This is a genomic window from Corynebacterium sp. c25Ua_89 (genome assembly GCF_047459735.1).
Classification (GTDB): Bacteria; Actinomycetota; Actinomycetes; order Mycobacteriales; family Mycobacteriaceae; genus Corynebacterium; species Corynebacterium simulans.
The window spans coordinates 126,252-146,994 of sequence record NZ_JASBOD010000006.1 but is presented as its reverse complement, the minus strand read 5'-3'; the positions used below and the strand labels follow the sequence as shown (position 1 = coordinate 146,994).

General features: G+C 59.2%; 14 protein-coding genes. 4 read left to right on the top strand and 10 right to left on the bottom strand.

Annotation, left to right across the window (positions count from 1 at the left end; translation table 11 throughout):
* Positions 1-143 precede the first annotated feature (143 nt).
* The gene (locus QKB66_RS10050) at positions 144-3,110 is read right to left on the bottom strand and encodes a UPF0182 family protein (protein ID WP_414253217.1); all 2,967 of its coding nucleotides are present in this window, start codon (positions 3,108-3,110) and stop codon (positions 144-146) included.
* A gap of 121 nt (positions 3,111-3,231) precedes the next feature.
* Here QKB66_RS10050 and QKB66_RS10045 point away from each other — a divergent pair, with 121 nt between their 5' ends.
* Positions 3,232-3,783, top strand: coding sequence for a PPA1309 family protein (locus tag QKB66_RS10045; RefSeq protein ID WP_248092147.1), 552 nt, complete (start codon positions 3,232-3,234; stop codon positions 3,781-3,783).
* 90 nt (positions 3,784-3,873) lie between these two features.
* Positions 3,874-4,557, top strand: coding sequence for a beta-N-acetylglucosaminidase (locus QKB66_RS10040; protein WP_248092150.1), 684 nt, complete (start codon positions 3,874-3,876; stop codon positions 4,555-4,557).
* Here the strand turns inward: QKB66_RS10040 and QKB66_RS10035 are convergent.
* On the bottom strand, positions 4,554-5,618 hold the full coding sequence (locus QKB66_RS10035) for a PDZ domain-containing protein (RefSeq protein WP_248092153.1): 1,065 nt from the start codon (positions 5,616-5,618) through the stop codon (positions 4,554-4,556). The genes QKB66_RS10040 and QKB66_RS10035 overlap by 4 nt on opposite strands.
* 93 nt (positions 5,619-5,711) lie before the next feature.
* Here QKB66_RS10035 and QKB66_RS10030 point away from each other — a divergent pair, with 93 nt between their 5' ends.
* The gene (locus tag QKB66_RS10030; protein WP_248092156.1) at positions 5,712-7,088 is read left to right on the top strand and encodes a zinc-dependent metalloprotease; all 1,377 of its coding nucleotides are present in this window, start codon (positions 5,712-5,714) and stop codon (positions 7,086-7,088) included.
* Between the two features lie 45 nt (positions 7,089-7,133).
* On the opposite strand, the gene QKB66_RS10025 is transcribed toward QKB66_RS10030, so the two are convergent.
* The gene (locus QKB66_RS10025; RefSeq protein ID WP_062035654.1) at positions 7,134-7,643 is read right to left on the bottom strand and encodes a M48 family metallopeptidase; all 510 of its coding nucleotides are present in this window, start codon (positions 7,641-7,643) and stop codon (positions 7,134-7,136) included.
* 60 nt (positions 7,644-7,703) lie between these two features.
* Between QKB66_RS10025 and QKB66_RS10020 the strand changes: the two genes are divergently transcribed.
* The gene (locus QKB66_RS10020) at positions 7,704-8,567 is read left to right on the top strand and encodes a hypothetical protein (RefSeq protein ID WP_248092162.1); all 864 of its coding nucleotides are present in this window, start codon (positions 7,704-7,706) and stop codon (positions 8,565-8,567) included.
* A gap of 75 nt (positions 8,568-8,642) precedes the next feature.
* Here the strand turns inward: QKB66_RS10020 and QKB66_RS10015 are convergent, their stop codons facing one another.
* The 7 genes from QKB66_RS10015 to QKB66_RS09985 all read right to left on the bottom strand — a co-directional run bounded on the left by QKB66_RS10015 (position 8,643) and on the right by QKB66_RS09985 (position 20,731).
* Positions 8,643-10,697, bottom strand: a complete 2,055-nt coding sequence (locus QKB66_RS10015) for an ATP-dependent DNA helicase UvrD2 (protein WP_414253216.1) — start codon at positions 10,695-10,697, stop codon at positions 8,643-8,645.
* Positions 10,690-11,409, bottom strand: coding sequence for an NAD(+) diphosphatase (locus QKB66_RS10010; RefSeq protein WP_248092168.1), 720 nt, complete (start codon positions 11,407-11,409; stop codon positions 10,690-10,692). The genes QKB66_RS10015 and QKB66_RS10010 overlap by 8 nt, the downstream gene beginning before the upstream one ends.
* Positions 11,409-12,470, bottom strand: coding sequence for a potassium channel family protein (locus QKB66_RS10005; RefSeq protein WP_248092170.1), 1,062 nt, complete (start codon positions 12,468-12,470; stop codon positions 11,409-11,411). Before QKB66_RS10005 ends, QKB66_RS10010 begins: the two co-directional genes overlap by 1 nt.
* A 155-nt stretch (positions 12,471-12,625) precedes the next feature.
* A complete protein-coding gene (locus tag QKB66_RS10000; RefSeq protein ID WP_248092173.1) occupies positions 12,626-15,835 on the bottom strand; it encodes an ATP-dependent helicase in 3,210 nt (1,069 codons plus the stop codon).
* Entirely contained in the window at positions 15,819-18,995 is a 3,177-nt protein-coding gene (locus QKB66_RS09995) for a PD-(D/E)XK nuclease family protein (protein ID WP_248092175.1), read from the bottom strand. The genes QKB66_RS10000 and QKB66_RS09995 overlap by 17 nt, the downstream gene beginning before the upstream one ends.
* Positions 18,992-19,771 carry a hypothetical protein gene (locus tag QKB66_RS09990; RefSeq protein ID WP_248092177.1) on the bottom strand — a complete coding sequence of 260 codons (780 nt, stop codon included), beginning with the start codon at positions 19,769-19,771 and terminating at the stop codon, positions 18,992-18,994. Before QKB66_RS09990 ends, QKB66_RS09995 begins: the two co-directional genes overlap by 4 nt.
* A complete protein-coding gene (locus QKB66_RS09985) occupies positions 19,772-20,731 on the bottom strand; it encodes a DUF3152 domain-containing protein (protein WP_248092179.1) in 960 nt (319 codons plus the stop codon). It lies immediately after the preceding gene.
* Positions 20,732-20,743 lie beyond the last annotated feature (12 nt).

Below are 20,743 nucleotides of genomic sequence, written 5' to 3'. Positions count from 1 at the left end.
AACATCTACGCTTTAACGAGACTGATTATTTTCATAACCGCTCTCGTCGGCGACCTCTGTAACTATACAGACAGATAGCCACCCACCCAAATCCCCTGGGCAGGTGGCCATTCGCGTTTATCTAGGCAGTATTTTCTACTTGCCTACTTCGACTCGACCTTCTTGTAGGCCTCAACAGCCTGGTCGAGCTCGTCGAGAGCCTTGCCGTATTCCTCGAAGGAACCGTTGCGGGCTTTCTCTACGTTGTCGAGTGCTTTGTTGATGCCGTCAATGGCATCGGCCTCACTAGAGGCCGCCGGCGCCGAGGCCGGAGCCGAAGCCTTGCCCTCATCCTTGGACTTGGAGTCCTCACCGGAGTCCTTCTTCGCGTCAGCTGCACTGCCGTCGCCGTCGATCTCAGTGATGTCCTGCGCGGACTTAGGATCGATGCCCACCTGGTCGAGGGCCTCACCGATAGTCGGGGCATAACCCACGCGACCCTTGTAGGAAACGAGAACGCGTAGCAGCTTCGGGAACGCGGATTCCTGGTCCTTACGCTGCGAGTAAATAGGCTCCATGTAAAGAATCTCGCCGCCGCCTACCGGCAGTGCCAACAGGTTGCCGTAGTTCAGGTCATTCGAGCCTTCCCACAGCGTGCGGTCACGAGCGACCTGGTCGGAAGACATCATGGCGTCCTGCGCCTGCTTCGGGCCCTGGGTCTGAGTATTCGTCGGCAGCACGCGAACGGTGATCTGACCGTAGTTCTCTGGGTCCGAGGACACCGCCATATGTGCGGAGAGGAACTGACGGTTCAAACCGCGGTAAGAAGTAATCAGCTGGAAGCTTGGCTTCCCGGACTTCGGGTCCGCCGCCATGACGTAGTAAGGAGGTTGGTTCAAACCACGTGCCTCGCCGGCGGTCGGGTCTTCCGGCACAGACCAGAAGGCATCGTTATTAAAGAACACGCCTGGGTCGGAAACGTGGTACTTCGCCAACAGATCGCGCTGCACCTTGAACATGTCTTCCGGGTAACGGAAGTGGCCGCGCAGCTCGTCAGAGATTTCCGCTTTCGGCTTGACGACGCCCGGGAATACGCCCTCCCAGGCCTTCAGAACTGGGTCCTGGTCATCAAACTCAAAGAGATCCACGGAGCCGTCATAAGCGTCGACAGTAGCCTTCACAGAGTTGCGGATATAACCCACCTGCTCGTTGATAAGCCGCTGGCTGGTGCCGTTCGGGTTCTGCGTATCCTGCGTGGAATCTGCCAGCGAGGTGCGCTGCGAATAAGGCAGGGACTCGAGAGTGGTATAACCATCCACAATCCACTTGATGCGGCCGTCAATGACGGCTGGGTAGGTGGCAGAATCGGTGGTCAGCCACGGCGCTACCTTTTCCACGCGCTTGCGCGGGTCGCGGTCGTAGAGGATCTTAGATTCGGAGCCCACGCGGTCAGACAGCAGCAGGTTCATCTCCTGGTACTTCAGCGCATACGCGGTGCGGTCCACAATATTGCCGATCTCAACGCCGCCCTTACCGTCATAGGTGTAAGTGGTGGAATCGGTATCGTACTCAACTGGTTTGTCACCGGTCTCGCCCACTACGGCGTAGTCACGCCCATCGCGTGCGCCGGCAATGACCGGACCATAGTAGGTGCGCGGCTGGTCCACCTTGATTCCCAGGGACTTCTCGGCGTCCTTGGTCTCGCCTTCACCCTCGTGCTGCTTGCCCTGCTGGGTTTGCAGATCGGAGACGGTAAAGATTGGGAATCCGCCGCGGGCAGAGCCGGCGTCGCGCGCCACCTCGTCGACGGTGTTTGCTTGGGCTGCAACGAAGCCGTTTCCGTGGGTATAAACCGTGTGGCGGTTGATCCAGTTCTGCTGGTTTTCCTGCAGCTCATTCGGATCCAGCTCACGTGCGGCGACCACGAAGTCGCGCAGTTCACCGTCCACGGTGTAACGGTCCATCGCCAAGGTCTCTGGGAAACCATAGAAGTTCTTCAGCTGCTGCATCTGGGTAAAGGTTGGCGCCAAGATATCCGGATCCAACAAGCGCAGGTTCGAAATCGTGGAGGAATCCGAAGCCACCTTAGAATCGGCTACTTCCTCTGCTCCCCAGTTCTCCTCATAGGTAACCTGCTCATCCGTGAGCCCGTAGGAATAGCGGGTGGATTCAATATTGCGGGCGATGTATTCCGCTTCCTTTGCCTGGCGGTTCGGGTTGACGGAAAAGCGCTCCATCAAAAGCGGCCAAGCCTGACCGATGATGACGGAGGAAAGCAGCATCAGCACCACTGCCAGTGCAGGGATGCGCAGATCCTTGATTACCACCGCGGCGAAGATCGCCACTGCTACGACGACGCCGACGACCATCAGGATGATCTTGGCCGGCAGGTAAGCATTGATGTCGGTGTAGGAGCCGCCGGTAAACAGCGAGTGTTGGTTGTACAGAAGCTGATAACGATCCAGCCAGTAGCCTGCTACCTGCAGCAGCATCCATAGGCCACCGGTTACCGCTAGCTGCATGCGAGCTGGGCGAGAAATGGAACCGCGCACACCGGAGGCACGGTTGCCGATGCGAATGCCGCCCAAAATGTAATGGCTAAACAGCGCCAGCAAGAAACACACCAGAAGCAGCATCGAAAACGCCGAAACGATGATGTTCCACACCGGCAGTTGGAAGGCATAGAAGCCCAAGTCCTTGTTGAACTGCGGATCATCAACGCCGAAATCCTGGCCGTTTAAAAAGAGCATGAACTGGCGCCACGAAGCCTGCCCCATCAGGCCTGCCACCACACCGACCAGCAGCGGGATAACCTTTAGGAACACGCCCATGGTCTTTTCGATGGAACGACGATACTGGTAAACCGGCGAATTCAGATCGTTGAAAGCTAAGCTCTCGGGGCGGCCACGCCACGCAACGCGGCCCGCGGCATAAACCACGCCTGCCGATACCACTGCGAAGATGACAAAAAGCACGATTCGCGCTACCAAGGTGGTGGTAAAGACACCACGGTATTCAATTGCGCCGAACCACTTCCAATCTGTATAAAAGCCCACTAACAATGGGCCGATGAACAGTAAGGCGGCAATGATAGCGACCGTCCAGGACAAGCCCCTGGGAGGTCGCTTCATTGGGGCAGCGGGTCGGGAGATACCAGAGGCCAACGCCAGCTCCAATCAAAATCGTGCGAATATAAGCGGTATAGTCTTCCAGCTTAGGGAAGCAATACACAGTTAACGAATAAGGAGTCTCATGAGTTCCCCCGAGCTTTCTCAGCCAGCATTAAACAAAGCCATGCGTGAAGCAGTGGAATTTGTCCACGCTGAGGGCTGGGAGGCACCCCCTACCCTTTTCGCTCTGGTGCCGACTTCTTTGGTCGCGGACCAGCTGGCAGAGCTCAATGAGGAAGACGCTTCCCCGCTGACCCTTATCGTGCAGGACAATATCCCGGAAAACATCGAGCCCGGCTCCGAGCAGCTAGCCGATTATGTCTCCCGCGTGGTCTGGCCACACGAGATCGCCGGCGTCATCTTGGCCCAAGAGATTAAGTTCCGCGACACCTCCGCTGAGTCTGGCCAGAGCGCAGACTCTAGCCCGCGTCCTGCGCGCCTTTTCTCCGGCGTGCTGCGTGAGGAAGGCGTCGAACTGACCCTGCTGCAGGTGCGCCCAACCGAGGAAGAACTGGAAGCAGCCGGCCCGTTTGCACAAGACGATATCCAGCTGCGCGGCGGCCCAGACGTGGCACCGGGTGTCATCGCCGCATTGCGCTACGGGCTCGAACAAGATCCCGATGAACTCGACTAAACTGAGGCACTAAGTGTCTTATATCCAAATTTCTCTACACCTGAAGTCTCAATACTGTCTTTTGAACACACAGCTTTGAAGGAGTACCTCGTGCGAAATTCCTTGTCCGCCCGCACCGTCTGCGTAGCAGCTGGACTGTTTGCTGCAAGCTGCTCCCTCGCGGCATGTGGGGACGGCCAGGAGGCTAGCCAGCCCGCACCGGCTGCTCCTGTAGCTACCAGCCAGAAGGCTGAAACCCCGGCCCCGAAGACGTCGGAAAGCACCGCTTCTACCACTTCTTCTGAGCAATCATCGGCCGAGGCCACCACCTCCGAGGAAACAGAATCTGGCGCAAGCGAGCCGGCGAGCGGGTCCGCCTCCGCTTCTGCGACTGCTGCCAAGGGCGAAAAGAAGGGCAACGGAAAGCTTTCCAAGCAGGTAGAAGAAGCCTACGAGACCTTCGAAACCCTCGTTCCGGTGGAGATCTTCCAGCAGTTCGACCGCTGTGATCCCAATGGTGTCGCAGATTCTTATAACTGCTCCGGCTCGGAAATCGGCCAGTTCCAGTTCTTCAAGAACAAGTCCAAGGCCGCCCAAACCACGCAGGTGCTCACCGAGCTGCGCAGCTCCCGCGTGGTCAAGGATGAAGGCGACCGCGTCGTCGGCTGGTCCATGCTGGGCAACACCGCCATCTTGACGGTGGTGGATAACAAGGACGGTCTCGTGATGCAGCAGATGATCTCAACCGACCAAGACGATCCCGAAGAGCGTCTTAAAGAGCTCGGTCTTATCTAATTGCAGGTCTGAACCTGCTTGCCGTGGGCGAAGTCATCCATCGCCTTAATGGCATCGTCCAAGGTCTCCACCTTGGCAACAACCATGTCGCCGGTGTCGCGGCTCGTGGCCTCCGCGCAGTTGTCTGCGGGTGCTAGGAAGAGCTCGGCGCCGGCTTCTTTCGAAGCGGCTACCTTGTGCACGATTCCGCCGATGGGACCCACCGTGCCGTCTTCGCTGATGGTGCCGGTACCGGCAACGAACTTGCCGCCGTTGAGCTCGCCATCAGAAAGCTTGTCGATTACCGCGAGAGTAAACATCATGCCCGCGGACGGCCCGCCGATGTCCTGCAGGTTGTAATCGACCTGAATGTCTTCCTTAGGCTTCGAGGTCATCGAAATGCCCATCAGCGCCACCGAATCATCGTGTGGATGCGCCGCCAGCGTGACCTTTTCTTGCAGCTTCTTGCCACCGCGCTCGATGCCGAGTTCGACCTCATCGCCGGGCTTCTTCGCACGGACCATGTCCTGCACCTGCCCCGGCTGCGTTGCCTTCTCACCATCAACGGAGGTAATAACGTCATCTGCACGCACGACCCCCGCGGCAGGTGCATCCTCTAGAACCTGCGCGACCACGATCTTCACTGGCACGTCGAGATAATTCATCGCGGCGACCGTCGCAGCCGACTCCGACTGTGTGAAGGCCTGCTCGTTCGACTCGTTTACCTCTTCATCCGTCTGCCCCTGCGGGATAACGGTATCGATTGGTACCAGAGTGTCATCAGTCATGATCCAGCGACCCAAGGCCTGCGTCAGCGTCATGTTGGTGCGCACAGACACGGTGGTCATATTGAGCTGACCGGAAGTCTCATAGGTCTTTGGCGCTTTCACGTCCACGACCTCAGTGCCATCAACCTCGCTGAGCGTATCCACGGTTGGGCCAGGCCCCTCGGCCGCATAAGGCACGGTTAAAGCAATATCCGTGCCAGGGATGCGATCGATGCTCAAGGCACCACCCAGCACGATGACCGGGATAGCGCCCCAAACGAGAGTGCGGAGGCGTCGATTCTCTGGTGAATTCACGAGGAATTAGCCTACAACGTTTTCATCCTTGTTCGCTGACAGCGTTGCGCGAGCGATGGAAACAGCCCACCGCCAGCCGGTACATTGGAGCGCATGAGCAACGGATTCGGTTTTTCTTTTCCCAACAATGATGACGGTGACGACGATAACTCGCGCCGCGACCAGAACCCGTTTGGCGCCTTCGGCTTCGGCGGCAGCGCCGCGGGCGGTGGTCTAGGAGACCTTCTTAATCAGTTCGGCCAGATGCTTTCTGGCATGGGCTCCTCAATGAGCTCTCCTGAGGGCTCCGGCCCGGTCAACTATGCGATGGCCCAGCGCATCGCGCACCAGCAGATTTCCAGCGACAAGGAAATCAGCAGTGCCGATAGCAATGCGGTAGCAGAAGCCGTACGCCTAGCGGAGCTTTGGCTTGACGACGCCACCGAATTACCCACCGCTTCCGGCAACGTCAAGGCGTGGAACTCCAGCGAGTGGCTCGAAGCAACGATGCCAATGTGGAAGCGCTTGGTTACCCCAGTTGCCGAGCACATGAACAATGCGCAGCTGGAGTCAATGCCGGAAGAAGCCCGCGAGATGATGGGCCCGATGGCAAACATGATGAATCAGATGTCCGGCATGAACTTTGGCATGCAGTTGGGCCGCGCACTTGGTGACCTTGCCACCCAGGCACTTACCGGCTCCGACTTCGGCATTCCGGTCTCCCCTGCCGGTAGCACCGCGCTTTTGCCGCACAACATCCAAAAGATCGCGCGCGATCTCAATGTGCCGGGCCAAGAAATTCTGGTCTATATTGGCGCCCGCGAGGCCGCCCGCCAGCGCCTGTTCAAGCACGTTCCGTGGCTGGTTGAGCGCCTAGTTTCCTCCGTCGAGGAGTACGCAATTGGCCTTGTCATCGACACTTCCCACATCGAGGAAGCAACCCGCGAGCTCAACCTCGAATCCGGTGACCCACAAGCCATCCAGGATGCGATGAGCAAGCTGCAGGGCATGGACCTGACCCCGCGCATCACCTCCCGCAATGCCGGTGCTGTCTCCCGCCTAGAAACCTTGCTCGCGCTCGTTGAGGGCTGGGTTGATCAGGTAGTTAACGATGCACTGGGAGATCGTATCCCGTCCACCTCCACCATGAACGAGGCGTGGGCGCATCGCCGTGCCACCGGCGGGTCCGCAGAAAAGGCCATTTCCAAGGTCGTCGGCATCGAGTTGTCTGCGCCGAAGGTCGACGCCGCTGCCGAGCTGTGGCGTCGCGCGACGGTCGCCGTGGGCGTTGACAAGCGCGACAGGGCTTGGGACCACCCAGACTTCCTGCCTACGGCAGAACACCTCGATAACCCGGCCGCCTTCATCGACAGCTTGCTCGACGATGCCACCGATTCCGGTTTCGAGGAAGAATTCGCAAAGCTTGAAGAAATGCTGCGCGAGCAGGATGAAAACGGCGATTCCAATAACTCCGGTGAAGACAAGGAGTAACGCCTAGGGCCACTGCCTATCTCCCCCGTTGCCATTAGAGGCCTATCAGCCAAAGCGCTGGTAGGCCTCTAAGTATCCCTTGGCCCGCTCCGCTTTCGGCGCGCGGTCAGCCCACTGCCAAAATTCCGGCCCGTGCCCGGGGATGAAGGTATGAGTCAGCTCATGGATGACGACAGAATCGAGGACATACTCCGGCACGTCCTTGAGGCGATCGGTGATGCGAATATCGCCGGTAGAGGTAGTACAGCTTCCCCACCGTGTGTTTTGATTGCCCACCCAACGAATTGAGCCGATCTTCGCTCGCCCGTCGAGGAAGTTTTTGTTGAGCTGGACGGCGCGCTCGTGCAGATCAGCATCAGAGCGCCGCGTCGAGGTGTGCTTGCGCGCTACCTTCGCCTGCATGTCGGCCACGGCTTTGGCCTCCTCTTTCGCCGACATCCAGGAAGGAATCCGGACTTCTAAGACGCCGTCGACAAGCCGTGCTTGCACCGTCCGCTTGCGCTTTGCAGAACGGATAACGCGCACGGCGACACCTGAGTTCTCATTACTCGACATGACAGGTCATTGTACTTGTGCTGGAATGGGAGCAACGAGCGTGGTTTTAGGGGGAAAAGCATGCCAGTTGCATCGCAAGAGCAATCAATGACTGCCTACATGTTGGCGCCGGGGGTAAGCATTCTGGAGCGCGAGCCCGGCGTCATTCAGTTCGGCATGGACGCCACTCGCGTGGGGGTGGTCGAGGTGGAAAGCGAAATTATCGCTTCCCTGTCTCGCCTCCACCAGCCCATTACGCGCGATAGCATTCAGCGGCTACTCACCCGCGCCGGCATGGAGGAAACCGCTGCGAGCTCGCTGATTGAGGATCTCATTTGTTACAACATTTTGTGGCCGGAGCCTGCGCGAAGCTGCGTGGTTGTGTTGGGCAAAAGCCCACTTGCCGAGGCCATACGGGCAGCCGCCAGCCAGGATGGATTCGTGCTGCGTAACCAGCTAGAACAAGAAAATACCTACTCTTATATCAAGGCTGTCAGCCCGCATTTTCCGGTGGTAGCGGTGGATTTCCTTGATAAGCCGGTGGAACTGGCTGAAGCACTGCGCAAGTGCAAGGGCGACTTTTTACCTGTGTCGATGTTTGACGCCCGTGGCGTAATTGGCCCCCTGCGAACCGCCGGCCGCGGGCCGTGTCCCATGTGCTCGCATCTGCACCGAATCGACGGCGATGAGCAGTGGCACAACGTCGTCACCCAATTGGATGCGGCAGATGCCAAGGCCGACGAGGTCATTATCAAAGCGGTTGCCATGCAAACCATGATCTTTTTAAGACGGCTTACAGGCCGCCCCAGCCCACCTGGTGCAAAAAGTAGCCGCGTCATGCAAGGCGAGTTACTGGAGGTAGACCCTTACGGCCACAACCAATACCGCCTAGTCCTCGAGCATCCGAAGTGTCCCTACTGTTTTGAAAAGTCCCAGCGGCGCTAAGCGCTAGCATCGTGGCGCTCCCCTGCGGCATCTGGCTTAAAATGCAGGTCTGGGTTTGCTGCCCTGGGTACTTGCTCAGCTGCGCAGCGTGGAGATGATCTGCAGAACTTCCGCACCATAGCGCTCAAGCTTGGAGGGGCCGACGCCGGAGATTTCGAGCAGCTCGCCTTCGTCAGCCGGGAGAGCCTCAGAGATTGCTTGCAGAGTGGCATCGGAGAAGATGACGTAAGCCGGCACTTTGGCATCGCGGGCGGCGTTCGCACGCCAAGCACGCAAGGCGGAGAACACTTCTTCGTCGCCCTCGTAATCGCAGTACTCGTGGCGTCCCAAGACCTTTTCAGCCGGGCTGCTCAACGGCGCGGCACATACCCGGCACTTGCGCTCACGATAGCGCCTACCGCTACCAGCGCTTTCTTCGATTCCCGGCACCAAGCCGTCAAGGAAGCGGGTGCGTTCACGGGAGGCCCGAGAACCAGTGGTCTTTGCCAAAGCCCAAGACAAAGCGAGGTGCTCGCGGGCGCGGGTGATTCCGACGTAGAACAGGCGGCGTTCTTCTTCCACCTGCTCGTCACCTGCCTTGATGGCGTAGTTGATAGGTAGCAGCTTCTCCGTCAGGCCCACCAAGAACACGGCGTCCCACTCCAAGCCCTTGGCTGCGTGGATGGTCGCCAGCGTGACGCCTTCCATCGTGGGGTTCTGCTTATTCTCAGAACGGCGATGCAGCTCTCCCAGCACTCCGCTCAAATCAATGCCTTCATGGTCTTGGACAATTTGCTCGATGAGATCTACGAGAGCATTCAGCGACTGCCAACGCTCACGTGCCTTGGCACCCTGCGGCTCGCTAGGCGTAAGCCCCAATTCAACAAAAGCAGCGCGAGCTATGGCGACGGGATCCGCCGGCAAGTCTTCACGGCGGGTAGCCGCAATGAGCACGCGGATTGCTTCCAGGATTTCCGGGCGGCGGAAGAAGCCCTCGCCACCGCGGACTTGGTAGACGATGCCGGCGTCGGCAAGTGCCTGCTCAAACTGCTCGGACTGGGCGTTGATGCGGTAGAGCACCGCGATCTCAGAGGCTTTAACGCCCTTGTTGAGCAGAGTCAGGATTTGGCCCGCGACTTCCTTTGCCTCGATCTCTTCGGATTCAAAAGCCTTGAACGTCGGTTCCGGGCCGGGCTCGCGCATACCCTGCAGCTCCAAGCGTGTACCGGCAGCGCGGCCAGATGCCTTCGCGATGACGTGGTTGGCCAAGTCCGTTACCTGCGGGGTGGAACGGTAGTCACGCTGCAGCTTCACGATTGTGGCGTTGGGGTAGGTGCGCGAAAAGTTCAGCAGATAGTCCGGCGAGGCACCGTTGAAGGAGTAAATCGTCTGGTTGGCATCGCCGACCACAGTGAGGTCATCGCGCTCCCCCAGCCACGCGTTCAGAACCCGCTGCTGCAGCGGGGTAACGTCCTGGTACTCATCCACCACGAAGGTGCGGTACTGCTCACGGAAGACCTCTGCCACGGAAGGGACATTCTCAATGGCGCCAGCGATGTGCATGAGCAGGTCATCAAAGTCCAAGAACATGCGGTCCGAAGTGGACTTGAGCTGCTCATAGCGGCGGAATACCTCCGCGACCTTGGCAGGTTCAGCAGGCGCTTCGCGGTCTGTCGTGGCGATTACCTCCGGATAGGAATCCGGCCCAACCAGCGAGGACTTAGCCCATTCGATCTCGCTGAGATAATCCCTGATGGAGTCCTTCGAATTATCGAGATTCAGCGAACGCACCGCACGGGCAACAAGGGAGAACTTGTTATCGACGAGCTCCCACGGCAAATCACCTGCCACCTGCGGCCAAAAATAGCGCAGCTGACGCCGCGCCGCCGCGTGGAAAGTCAGTGCTTGGACACCGCCGACTCCCATATGGTTGAGGCGGTCACGCATCTCGCCTGCAGCACGGGTAGTAAAGGTAACCGCAAGGATGCGCTGCGGGCTAGCGAAACCTTGGTCCACCATGTTGGCGATGCGATAAGTAACCGTACGGGTCTTACCGGTGCCCGCGCCCGCCAGGATGCACACCGGCCCACGCGGGGCGGTGGCTGCTGCAAGCTGGTCCTCGTCCAATAGGGACAAATCCGGCCTATTCACCGTGGTACCACTCCATAATCATCGTGTGTGCAATCGAGCCCTTGCGGGCAATGTTTAATTCCGGCAGCTCAGCGCGTGAAATCCAGCGGATTTCTTCGAGCTCGCCATCAGTATCGCAAACAGCCTGGACATCATCCGTGACCGCACTAAACCCCATCATCAACGAGCCACTAGGCGGCCAAGGCTGCGAGCCCCAATAGCGCACTTCGTGCACGCGCCTGCCGGTCTCCTCCAACGCTTCCCGCGCGAAGGCTTCCTCCAGGCTCTCCCCAGGTTCGACGTAGCCCGCGATGAGCGAGAAAAAGCTACTGCGCATCCGGTTGCGAGCCAGAAGGATCTTATTCGTGCCTGCCAAGTAGATAATGCCGATGACTGCGGGATTGATCCGCGGAAAGACCATGCGGCGTGGGTCTTGGAGCGAGCGCCCGACGACGCCCGGTTCTGGGAAGTACAGTTCATCACCCGTACGCGCATCAAAACGCGTCTCCCGGCGATTGCGAACTAAATGGATGGCCTTGAGGATGTCAGGGGTTTCTGCGAAGAAGGCAGCGTCACGAAGCGTTCCCAGCTTCGTAGCGGATTCATCGGGGATAGAAAACGCCTGAACGGCCCCTACCTCAACGAGGATGGGGCCGCTGGGCTCCGCGACCAAGACCGGCGCACCCGTGTCATCGACCGGTACTCGGTTGCTCTCGGTGACAGGAAGAAACACTAGTCTTCTTCGTCCTCTTCTTCAGTTGCCTGCTCCATCTCGTGCTTGATGTACAGGAGGCGATCGCCGGGCTTGAGGGAGTAAGCATCCGCGGTATCCACGCGGTGCAGCTCGTTGTTACGCAGCACTGCCAGCACGATGTCTGCAAGGTGACGTGGGTTGGAGCCCACCTCGAACTCGCGGACCGCACGTTCGGAGACGGAAAAGCCCTCGTTTGGGGAGAGGAGATCCTCCATCATTTCCACCACCGTCGGTGTTACGGTGGCAAGGCCCAGCAGGCGTCCGGCAGTCTCCGCGGAGGTAACCACGGAATCGGCACCCGATTGGCGCAGCAGGTGGCGGTTCTCAGACTCACGCACCGAAGCAACGATCTTTGCCTTCGGGTTCAGCTCGCGCACCGAGAGAGTACACAGAACGGCGGTATCGTCCGTGGACGGAGTCACGACGACAGACGCCGCATTCTCGACGCCCGCGATGCGCAGGACGTCCTGCTTAGTACCGGAACCGAAGATGGTGACTAGGCCGTGGTGTTCAGCGTTCGCGAGCGAGGCACGGTTGGTGTCGATGACCACGATCTGGGAGGCCGGGACGTCGTCAGCCAGCAAAGCAGCGACGGCGCCCGCGCCCTTGGTGCCGTAACCAATAACAACAGTGTGGTTGCGCAATTGCTTTCTCCAATTCTGGATTTCGAATGTACGACGTGCTTTATCTGTCAGCACTGACAGCGTCGCGCCGACCAACAAAACAAGGAAGATCAGGCGGGCTGGCGTAACGATGAGCAGGTTGACGAAGCGGGCTTGCGGGGTCACTGGGACGATATCGCCATAGCCTACTGTGGTGAGAGAAACTGCGGCGTAGTAGGCGGCATCGAGAAGCGACAGGTTTTCGCTGTATCCATCACCATCGAAGTAAACGACGACGGTGACGAAGACAAGCAGCGCGAATGCCCACAGGACTCGGCTGCCCAGCTGCTTCCACGGGCTGTCATTGTCAGCACGCGGGACCGTGATCACATCAATGAGCGCGTGATCAGGCTGCGACGTCAGCTCAATCTGCGGCATGAAGCGCGCCTTAAAGCGACGGCTTATGCGTTGCGCACGTTGTTTCGGCACTGGACTTTGGTCTTCCTCTAGCTTTGATTTTGTGGCTTTAGCGGCCCGAGTTAACGCGAGCATAACCAAAATGGGACCCGCGTTTTACGAACCGGCTAAATACCTTAACTCGCAGAAGCAGAAACTGACGATTCAAGAAGCTCTACCAGCCGCTTTCCAGTGGGTAAATCCCGCGGTTCGAAGAGATAACCGTCATGGACATAGAAGAATGCCGCGCGTACGTCTTCGGTGCTATGCACGCGCCGCCATGCCTCAGCATAGACCGCCAGCTGGATCTCTGCCGCGCGCATATCCGCGCCTTTAGGCGGGCGGCCAGTTTTCCAGTCCACGATAAACCAGGTGCCGTCTGCTTCGCGGAAAACTGCGTCCATGCGTCCGCGTACTACCGAATCACCGATGGTGATTTCAAAAGGCGCCTCAACGTATTCCGGGGTGCGCTGCGCCCATTCGGAGGAAAGGAACGCCCCCTTCAATGCTTCCAAGTCCTGCTCAGGCTGCTCATCGGAGCCGGGCAGTTCATCCTCCGACAACAGAGCCGGCGAACCAAACCTATCTTCCAGCCAAGCGTGGAAAGCGGTACCGCGTTTGGCGTATGCATTCGGCTTAAAAGGAATGGGACGTCGTTGGCGCCGCGCGAACTGAATGGGGTCTGAACTGAGCGAGACCATGTCGGAAGCCGTCAGCTCGGTGGGAAGCTCTACGTCCACGACAGGTGCTTGCAATGCCGCGTATTCCTCGATCAAAGCACCTGCTTCTTGTTCCCAAAGCTCAAAGGTTTCTCCTGCGCGCAACTCCGGAAGTTTGTCCATGGCCTTCAGCACAGTCTCCGCTGCCTTCACAGCATGCGAGCTAGCTTGCAGCGCTGGGAAAGTGCCCTCGAGCATTACCTCGTGCGCGGCAGCCTCCTCGGGGCTAGCGGGCACGTCCCAATGCTGAACCAAGTCATGATGCTTTGCGCGCAGCAGCTCTAGGTATTCGTAGGGCCCCTTCTTCGACTTATTTTGGACCTTGTTGGTTCCAGAACCCGTGATGGTCAGCGTGGACTCGGTGCGGGTCATCGCAACGTAGAACAGGCGCGCGCTTTCCTCGCGCTGGTTCTGGCGCACGCTTTCCTTATAGGCCTCGCATGCCTTGCCGAATTCTGAACGCTTTGTGGCATCAGGGTCCAGCTCGATGACGTCTTCGTCACCGGGGACCTTCTCCACGAAGGTGAGGAAGGTTTCGGCTTGGCCCTTGTAGCTCGTGGAGTCAGCGTGGAGCACACAGACGTGCTTCCACTCTAGGCCTTTGGATTTGTGCACGGTCATGATTTGCACACGCCCGGCTACAGCGGGAACTTCGCCGGGAGTAAGGCCGTCTTCGCGTTCGCGTGCCATCGAGAGATAGTCCAGCAATGCGGAAAGGGAATCGCCGTGGAAATCAGCGACGACATCGGCAAAAGCGTCCAGGTGCGTGGTGCCGCCCAGCGTGCCGCTGGCTAGGACCTCGGTGCGGATATTAAAGAGCGCTTCGATGTCGGCGAAGAGATCCGATAAAGACTTAGACAGCGAGTAGGTACGCAGGTGGCGCAGTTTCGAAGAAAGCTCCTCCATGCGCACCAGCCCCGGCGCGCTATAGCGTTCGCGTTCGCCAAGGTCTGCCAAAGCATCGGCCAGGCCCAAAATTTGTCCGGTGCCTTCTTCAGTCAGCTCCGCTAGTTGGGCGGCGAGATGCTCAACTGGGTCACCGCCCTCCCAACGCAACCGTCCTGATGCCGCTGCATCGCCGCCGGCAAGGTTGCGTTGACGTGCCAACAGCTGCTGCAGATCCTTTACGCCCAGCCCGCACATGGGCCCGGTGAGCACGCGCAGTGCGGCGTTGGTGTCCTGCGGACGGACGAGGATGGTGGCAACGGCAATGAGATCTTGAATCTCCGGCTGCCAGAGCAAGCCGCCTAGGCCGACGATTTCATTCGGCACGCCTGCGTCATCTAGGGCTTGTGCGATAAGGGGCGATTGCTTATTCGTTCGCACAAGCACCGCCGCGCTGAAATCGTTTGGGTCCTCGTATCGCTCATAAAGGCTCTTGAGATGCTGGGCGATGTGTTCATGCTCCTCGCGCTCAGAGGCAAAATACCCCAGCTCGATATCGCCTTCCGGCGCGCCATCGCGCGGCTGCAGCTCATCAACAGGCCGTGGGCCAGCGGACTCGGAAAAGAGCTTGGCCGCGACGTCGTTTGCCAGTTCCAAAGCACGCTGTGGGTTGCGCCAGGATGTGGTCAGCTGGTCCTTCGGCGCGGGTGAGCCATCTTCCTGAGGGAAATCCTCTACGAAGGCAGCAAGATTTTCTGCCGTGGCGCCACGCCAACCGTAGATAGATTGCATTGGATCGCCCACGGCCGTTACGGATACGCCTGGGCGCACGCCGCCGAACAGGGAACGAAGAAGCACGCGCTGTGCATGGGAGGTGTCCTGGTACTCATCGAGCATCACCACGTTGAAACGCTGGCTTTGCTGCTCGCCTACTGCGGGATGGCTCTGGGCCAGCTTGGCGGCGATTGCCATTTGCTCGCCAAAGGTGATGACGCCACGGGCCGCTTGTTCTTCCTTCAGGGCCTCAACGAGTGGAAGATACTCCACACGCAGCTGCTGGCGGTCTAGGTACCGTTGCACATCCTTGTTGAATTCCGGGCCGTTTTTACGGGTCTTTTCTAGGTCATAAGCGGTGGCAGTGAAGATCCGAGCATGCTCCCGGATATCGGCCGGATCCATCAACGCGTTATCGATGGATTGTGCAAGCTTGAGCAGGGTCTCAGTAACCGTGGCCACCGACTGGGACGCAGATAATTTGCCGCCGTAATTGAGCACGACATCGTGCGCGATGGCGAAGCGCTCTGCATCTGTAATAATCCGCGCGCTTGGCTCAACCGGCACGAGCAGGCCATATTCCCGTACCAAATCACCCGCGTAGGAGTCATACGTGGCGACCTTCGGCGCAATGTTTTCCAGCGCTTCCGCCGCTGCAGAATCCGGCGCGACGATGCGGGAATCTCGTAACTTCATCAATTGCTTACGGATGCGCTGCTCAAGCTGCTGAGCTGCCTTGCGGGTAAAGGTTAGACCCAAGACGTTTTCTGGGCGCACCATGCCATTGGCCACGAGGTAGACCACACGCGAGGCCATGGTTTCCGTCTTGCCAGCGCCCGCGCCGGCGACGACCAGCTTCGGACCGAGCGGGCCCTCGATGACCTTGCTCTGTTCATCCGTCGGCGGGAAAGGCTTATCCAGAGCAGCAGCAAGTTGCTGGGGGCTTAATAGTTTAGTCTGCGAGCTCATCAGAGACCTGCTTTCCTTCTGCTTGGATGGGACAAATGGACCGGATTGCGCAGCGTCCACAGGACTCATTTTCCCGGGCGGTCAAGTGCTGACTGGAAAGTTCAGCTACCAGCGCGGGCAGCTTCCCAGCGAATTCTTCTAGTTCTTCCGGCGGGACAGCAGCTTGGTCACGGCTGGTGATGGACTTTTGATCAGTGCCTGGATAAACCAGCACGCCGCCTCCGCGAGCCATACCCTCACCCGTGCGGATTACAGGACCTTGTGCCCTGTCTTCGTTAGCGTCGCACAGCTGACCGTGTGCCAAGGCCAGCTGATAGGTCTTTAGCTGCGCATTGTCTTTGGCTTCCTCACGAGACGGCGCGCTGCTGCCCGTCTTGAGGTCAACCACCATGTAAACTTCGCCTGCTTTAACTAGGCGGTCCATATAGCCTGCCACCTTAATTCCCGACATGACCTCCACGGAGACCGGAACCTCCACACCAATCAGCTCGAAGTTAGAAGCAGTGTCTAGGGCCCAATGATGCGTGCGCTCAAGCAGGCGCTCAAAGTCCGCGAGCTCGGAGTCTCGCTTCCAGCTGGGCGCATTAAGGATTAAGCCAAAAGCATCCTTGACCATCTCTTTGCCAAGTTCTGGGTCCACACCGCGGCCCAGCGCCTCAAGATATGCATGCGCCATGGTGCCGCGCAGCAACGCCAGCGGCGTCTCTTCTTCCTCGCTCAAGTTTCCAAGTACTGCATTGAGCGGACAACGCAAGAGCGCCTCCACGCGGGATGGCGAGACACGGCCAGTGGGCGTGCCAGAGTCTTCCGTTTCTTCCGCTACCGCCACCGAGCGTGCAGCCCACCATTGCTCAGGATGGGCTCCGGGCACTCCGGCCTTGGCAAGCCGTGCGAGCTGACGTGCCGCCTGACTGCGCTCGGCCTCCCCGCTTTCAGGATCCATGACAACACGGCGCAATTGGGCCACGAAAGAAGGCACCGAAAGTACCGCTACCTCGAGCGGGTCGATTTCCCGCTCACCGCGCACTGATACCGGTTCGGGTTCGGCCACTTGCAAGCCCAACTCTTGCGGCAAACGCACCGCGCGCAGGCGCTTATTTGCTTCCCGGCGTTCGACTGCACCGGGCACGTCCACGCTGCCCTGCCGCGCAAACTCACTAATAAAGCGCGACGGCTCTTCGGGCACGTCAGCATCGGGCGCATCGACCGCGGCAAGCAACAAACGCGCACGATGGCGGGTCGTGGCCACATGGAACAAGCGGCGTTCCTCCCTCAAGCGGCTTGCCACATGGCTTACCGGCGTGCCCGGGGTAACCGACCGATCCAGCAGATCAATTAACGCTTCCTGCTCAAAAATCGATCCCGTCTCACCGAGGGAAGGCCAAGCACCTTCCTGAGCGCCAGCGATGACAACAGTGTCCCATTCCCGGCCCACCGCACCGTGCGCAGTAATCACCTCTACCGCCTGCGGGACAGCGCTGCGGCGGTCACGCACGCCGGTGGGCAATTCTTGTTCTTCGATGTGCCGCAGGAAGGAATCGAGCGAAGCTCCGGGACGGCGCTCAGAGTAGTCACCTGCAGCATCGAAAAGCGCCATCATGGCATCCAGGTCGCGGTCTGCCTGCGAGCCGGTTGCACCACCGCGCAACGCAGCCGCCTGCAAACGAGCATCGAGCCCAGTGGCGTTCCAGACCTCCCACAGGATTTCCTCGATAGAGGCTTGCGCACCAATGGCAGCGCGGCCTGCCTGCACAATCGCGCGGATACGCTCCAAGATTGTTTGTTCGCGCTCGGTCAAAAGCCCCGCGAAATCCGGCAACTGCCCTTCCAAAAGCCCACGCAGCGAATCAATGCCGCGCGCTTGTGGTGCCCACCGCCGCAGGCCACGAATCAGGCGGCGCAAGGTTACGGGATCCGCTCCGCCCACAGGCCCGGTGACTAGGTCTTCGAGTTCCGCATTGCTGAGTTCATGCTCGAGCGCCCGTAAAGCCAAAAGTACCGACTTGACCAGCCTTTGCTCGGCCAAGATTACGTCCGTGGGATTGATATGAACCGGCACGCCAGCGGCTAGCAGCGTGCGGCGAATCTGGCCGATATCTCCGCTAGAGCGGACGATGACGGCGATATCGCGCCAGTCGACGCCGTCTTCCAAATGCCGGCGGCGCACCGCGTCGGCCACCACATCACGCAAGGTCGAGCGCGAGTCCACGATGCTGATGCAGGCAGGCGCTGGACGACGCCGCGGTTCATCCAGCACCAGCTCATGCTCTGCGGGAAAAGAAGTCAAGAACTCCGAATTGGCACCGCGGAAAGCAAAGACCGCTTGGTCAGGGTCACCTGCTATTACGGTCAGTTCCGCCCCACGCGAGAGCTTTTCCACAAGCAATCCGGAGGTTGGATCAAGCAGCTGGGCATCGTCGACGATGATGGTGTGCCACGGGTGGTTTTCGGTAGCGCTAGAGCGCAGCAATACCTCGTTGACTAACTCCGCCGCCGAATAAGAGTGCAGGCCGGCTAGCTGTTGGGTGCGCTCATATTCCAGCAGGAATTCACCCGCCGCAGTCCACATCGGCCGGTCATACTTCTTACCCAACTCCATGAGCTCATCAGGACCTTGGCCGCGCTCGATAGCGCGCAACAGAAGGTCGCGCAATTGGCGCGCGAAACCCACGAAGGTCAGTGCCGGCCGTACCTCCGCCGGCCAGCTGCCGCGATGTTCTTCGGCTTGACCCTCGAGTAGTTCACGGATGACGGCGTCCTGCTCCGCGCCGGTGATAAGGCGGATCTCCTCGTCCGCTGCATTACGCAACAGCGCAAAGGCCAGCGAGTGCACGGAACGCACCATGGAGGCCTGCGCCGCGTAATCCTCAAGGTGTTCTGCCAATTCACGGCGCAGGATGGCGCCAGATTCCTTGGAGGTGGAAACAACCAGAATGCCCGAAGGATCGGCGCCGCTGCGCAGCTGTTCCAAAACCACATCAATCAGCAGGCTGGAAACGCCGGCACCAGCCGAGCCTAAAACGCGCCAGGTACCTTTTTGCGGCAGCGGAAAATCCCAAATGCGCGTGCTGTAATTGGCATGGCGCGGCACGAGGCGCACTTGAGGGGAAGGCGGCAGAACGACACCTACACGGGCAGTAGAACGGGGATCGTAACTCACCCGTTTAGTATTTCAGATGCCCTGGACACCAGCAGAGCTTCGACCCTTTCAATATTCGAACGCGTGGTTGACTTCGAAGCGAGATGCAAGTTATTGACGTAGCGGCGATAAGCTGAGGCACGCAACAACAACTGCGGCATACCTGGCACGTGCCCAAAGCGCGAACAAATGCCATCATCCACAGACTCGGCTACTAGGCCGTCGACAATAACGAGTGCCGCGCTCCAGCCCAGTGGGCGTGGGGCTGCGGAAGGCACGACGTCGACAAGCGCCGGCGGATTCGCCCCAGAGTAAACGGTCGTGCCCAGCACGTCCACGTGCGCGATGCCCACGGGGAGGCTATCAGTTAGCTCCGCGGAATAGGCCTCCCCGGTCTCCGCCCAAGCGGCACGCTCGGCACGAGCGAAAACGTCGTCACGCTGGCCAACATTCGGCATAGGAAATGTAGAAAGCGCCGCGTCCAAGCGCAAGGCCATCTGTGCGGTTTCATCGATGCGCCCACGCAGCTGCCCTGGAACATACTGATTGGCCTTCCAGCCCGCAGCTGTAAAACGGGCATCCGTGCTAAGGACCGGCCTCACCACGCGCGCGCCTTCTACGACGAGCTTCTCACGGACCTTGGCGGACCATCCGGAAAGCTCGTTGGCGCGGGCGAAGACAACGTCACCTACCTTGATGCCGTGATCCCACTCCGGTCCCAGAACCTCACTTTGGACCTGGCGGAGATTGGCGTCAGCGTGAAATGCATTCAGCACGTGCTCTGGAGGAAGCAACATTTAGTTCTCCTGTTCCGGCTTATGCGGATCTTTAACCCGCGGGTTTGGATACGGCCATGGATTCGGCTCGCAGGTTACATCCTCGTTGGGATAGACTTCTTTGGAATCTTTTTCATAGAGCTCAGCGTTGTTCAAGCTAAGCGTCTGCTGCATCATGACCGGCGCAAGCTTCCCATTGCCGCCACACGCCTGGTGGGAAGCATAGCCAATGGCATGGCCAAACTCGTGGTTGATGAGGTACTGGCGGTAATTGCCCAAGTCACCTTCGAATGGCAGCGCCCCGCGCACCCAGCGGGACTCGTTGAGATTGACCGTGGACTCACCAGTGATTCCAGTGTGGCAGGAAGTTTCCGTTTCCAGCTGCGCGCCGCAGAGCTCAGCGGTGGTTTCCAGGGAGGTCAAGCGAATACGCGTATCCGGATTTTCATCGGCCTTTACGTGGGCGAATTCGAAGTCACCAGTAGCCGTCCAACCGCGTGGATCCCCCAGCGTTGCATCGACCATGGCAGCAAAGGCGGAGTCGCCTCCGTACGGGGTCGTGTCGACGCCGTTTTCAATCTCTACCGAGTAACGAACCTTCTTCTTGCCGCCTTTACCCGCATGCGCGCCGGCAGTACCCGCATCGCGGTAAGTATCGTCGCCCTTTTCCGAGAAATCACCGCCGGCAGGTAGCCCCTCCTTCGCCACAGCAATGTGGCTGGCCTTGGCGGGATCGGGGCCTACTCGGTCTTCTTCGGTGGTAGCCGCCGCGTCACTGCCAGAAGCTACGGTGGCCTCCTCTTCTTGCGCGGGACGTGCGACGTCGACAAGCACCCACACGGTCAGCACCACCATCACTGGGATCGCAACAACGCGCCACCAACCATAAGCCTGTGCAAACCTGACGATCCACGGATCTTGGCCAGGCTTGCGGTGCGAGTGACGTGGGGCGCGTTGCGAACTATCCACAGGGCTTTCCATGAGGAAATAGAT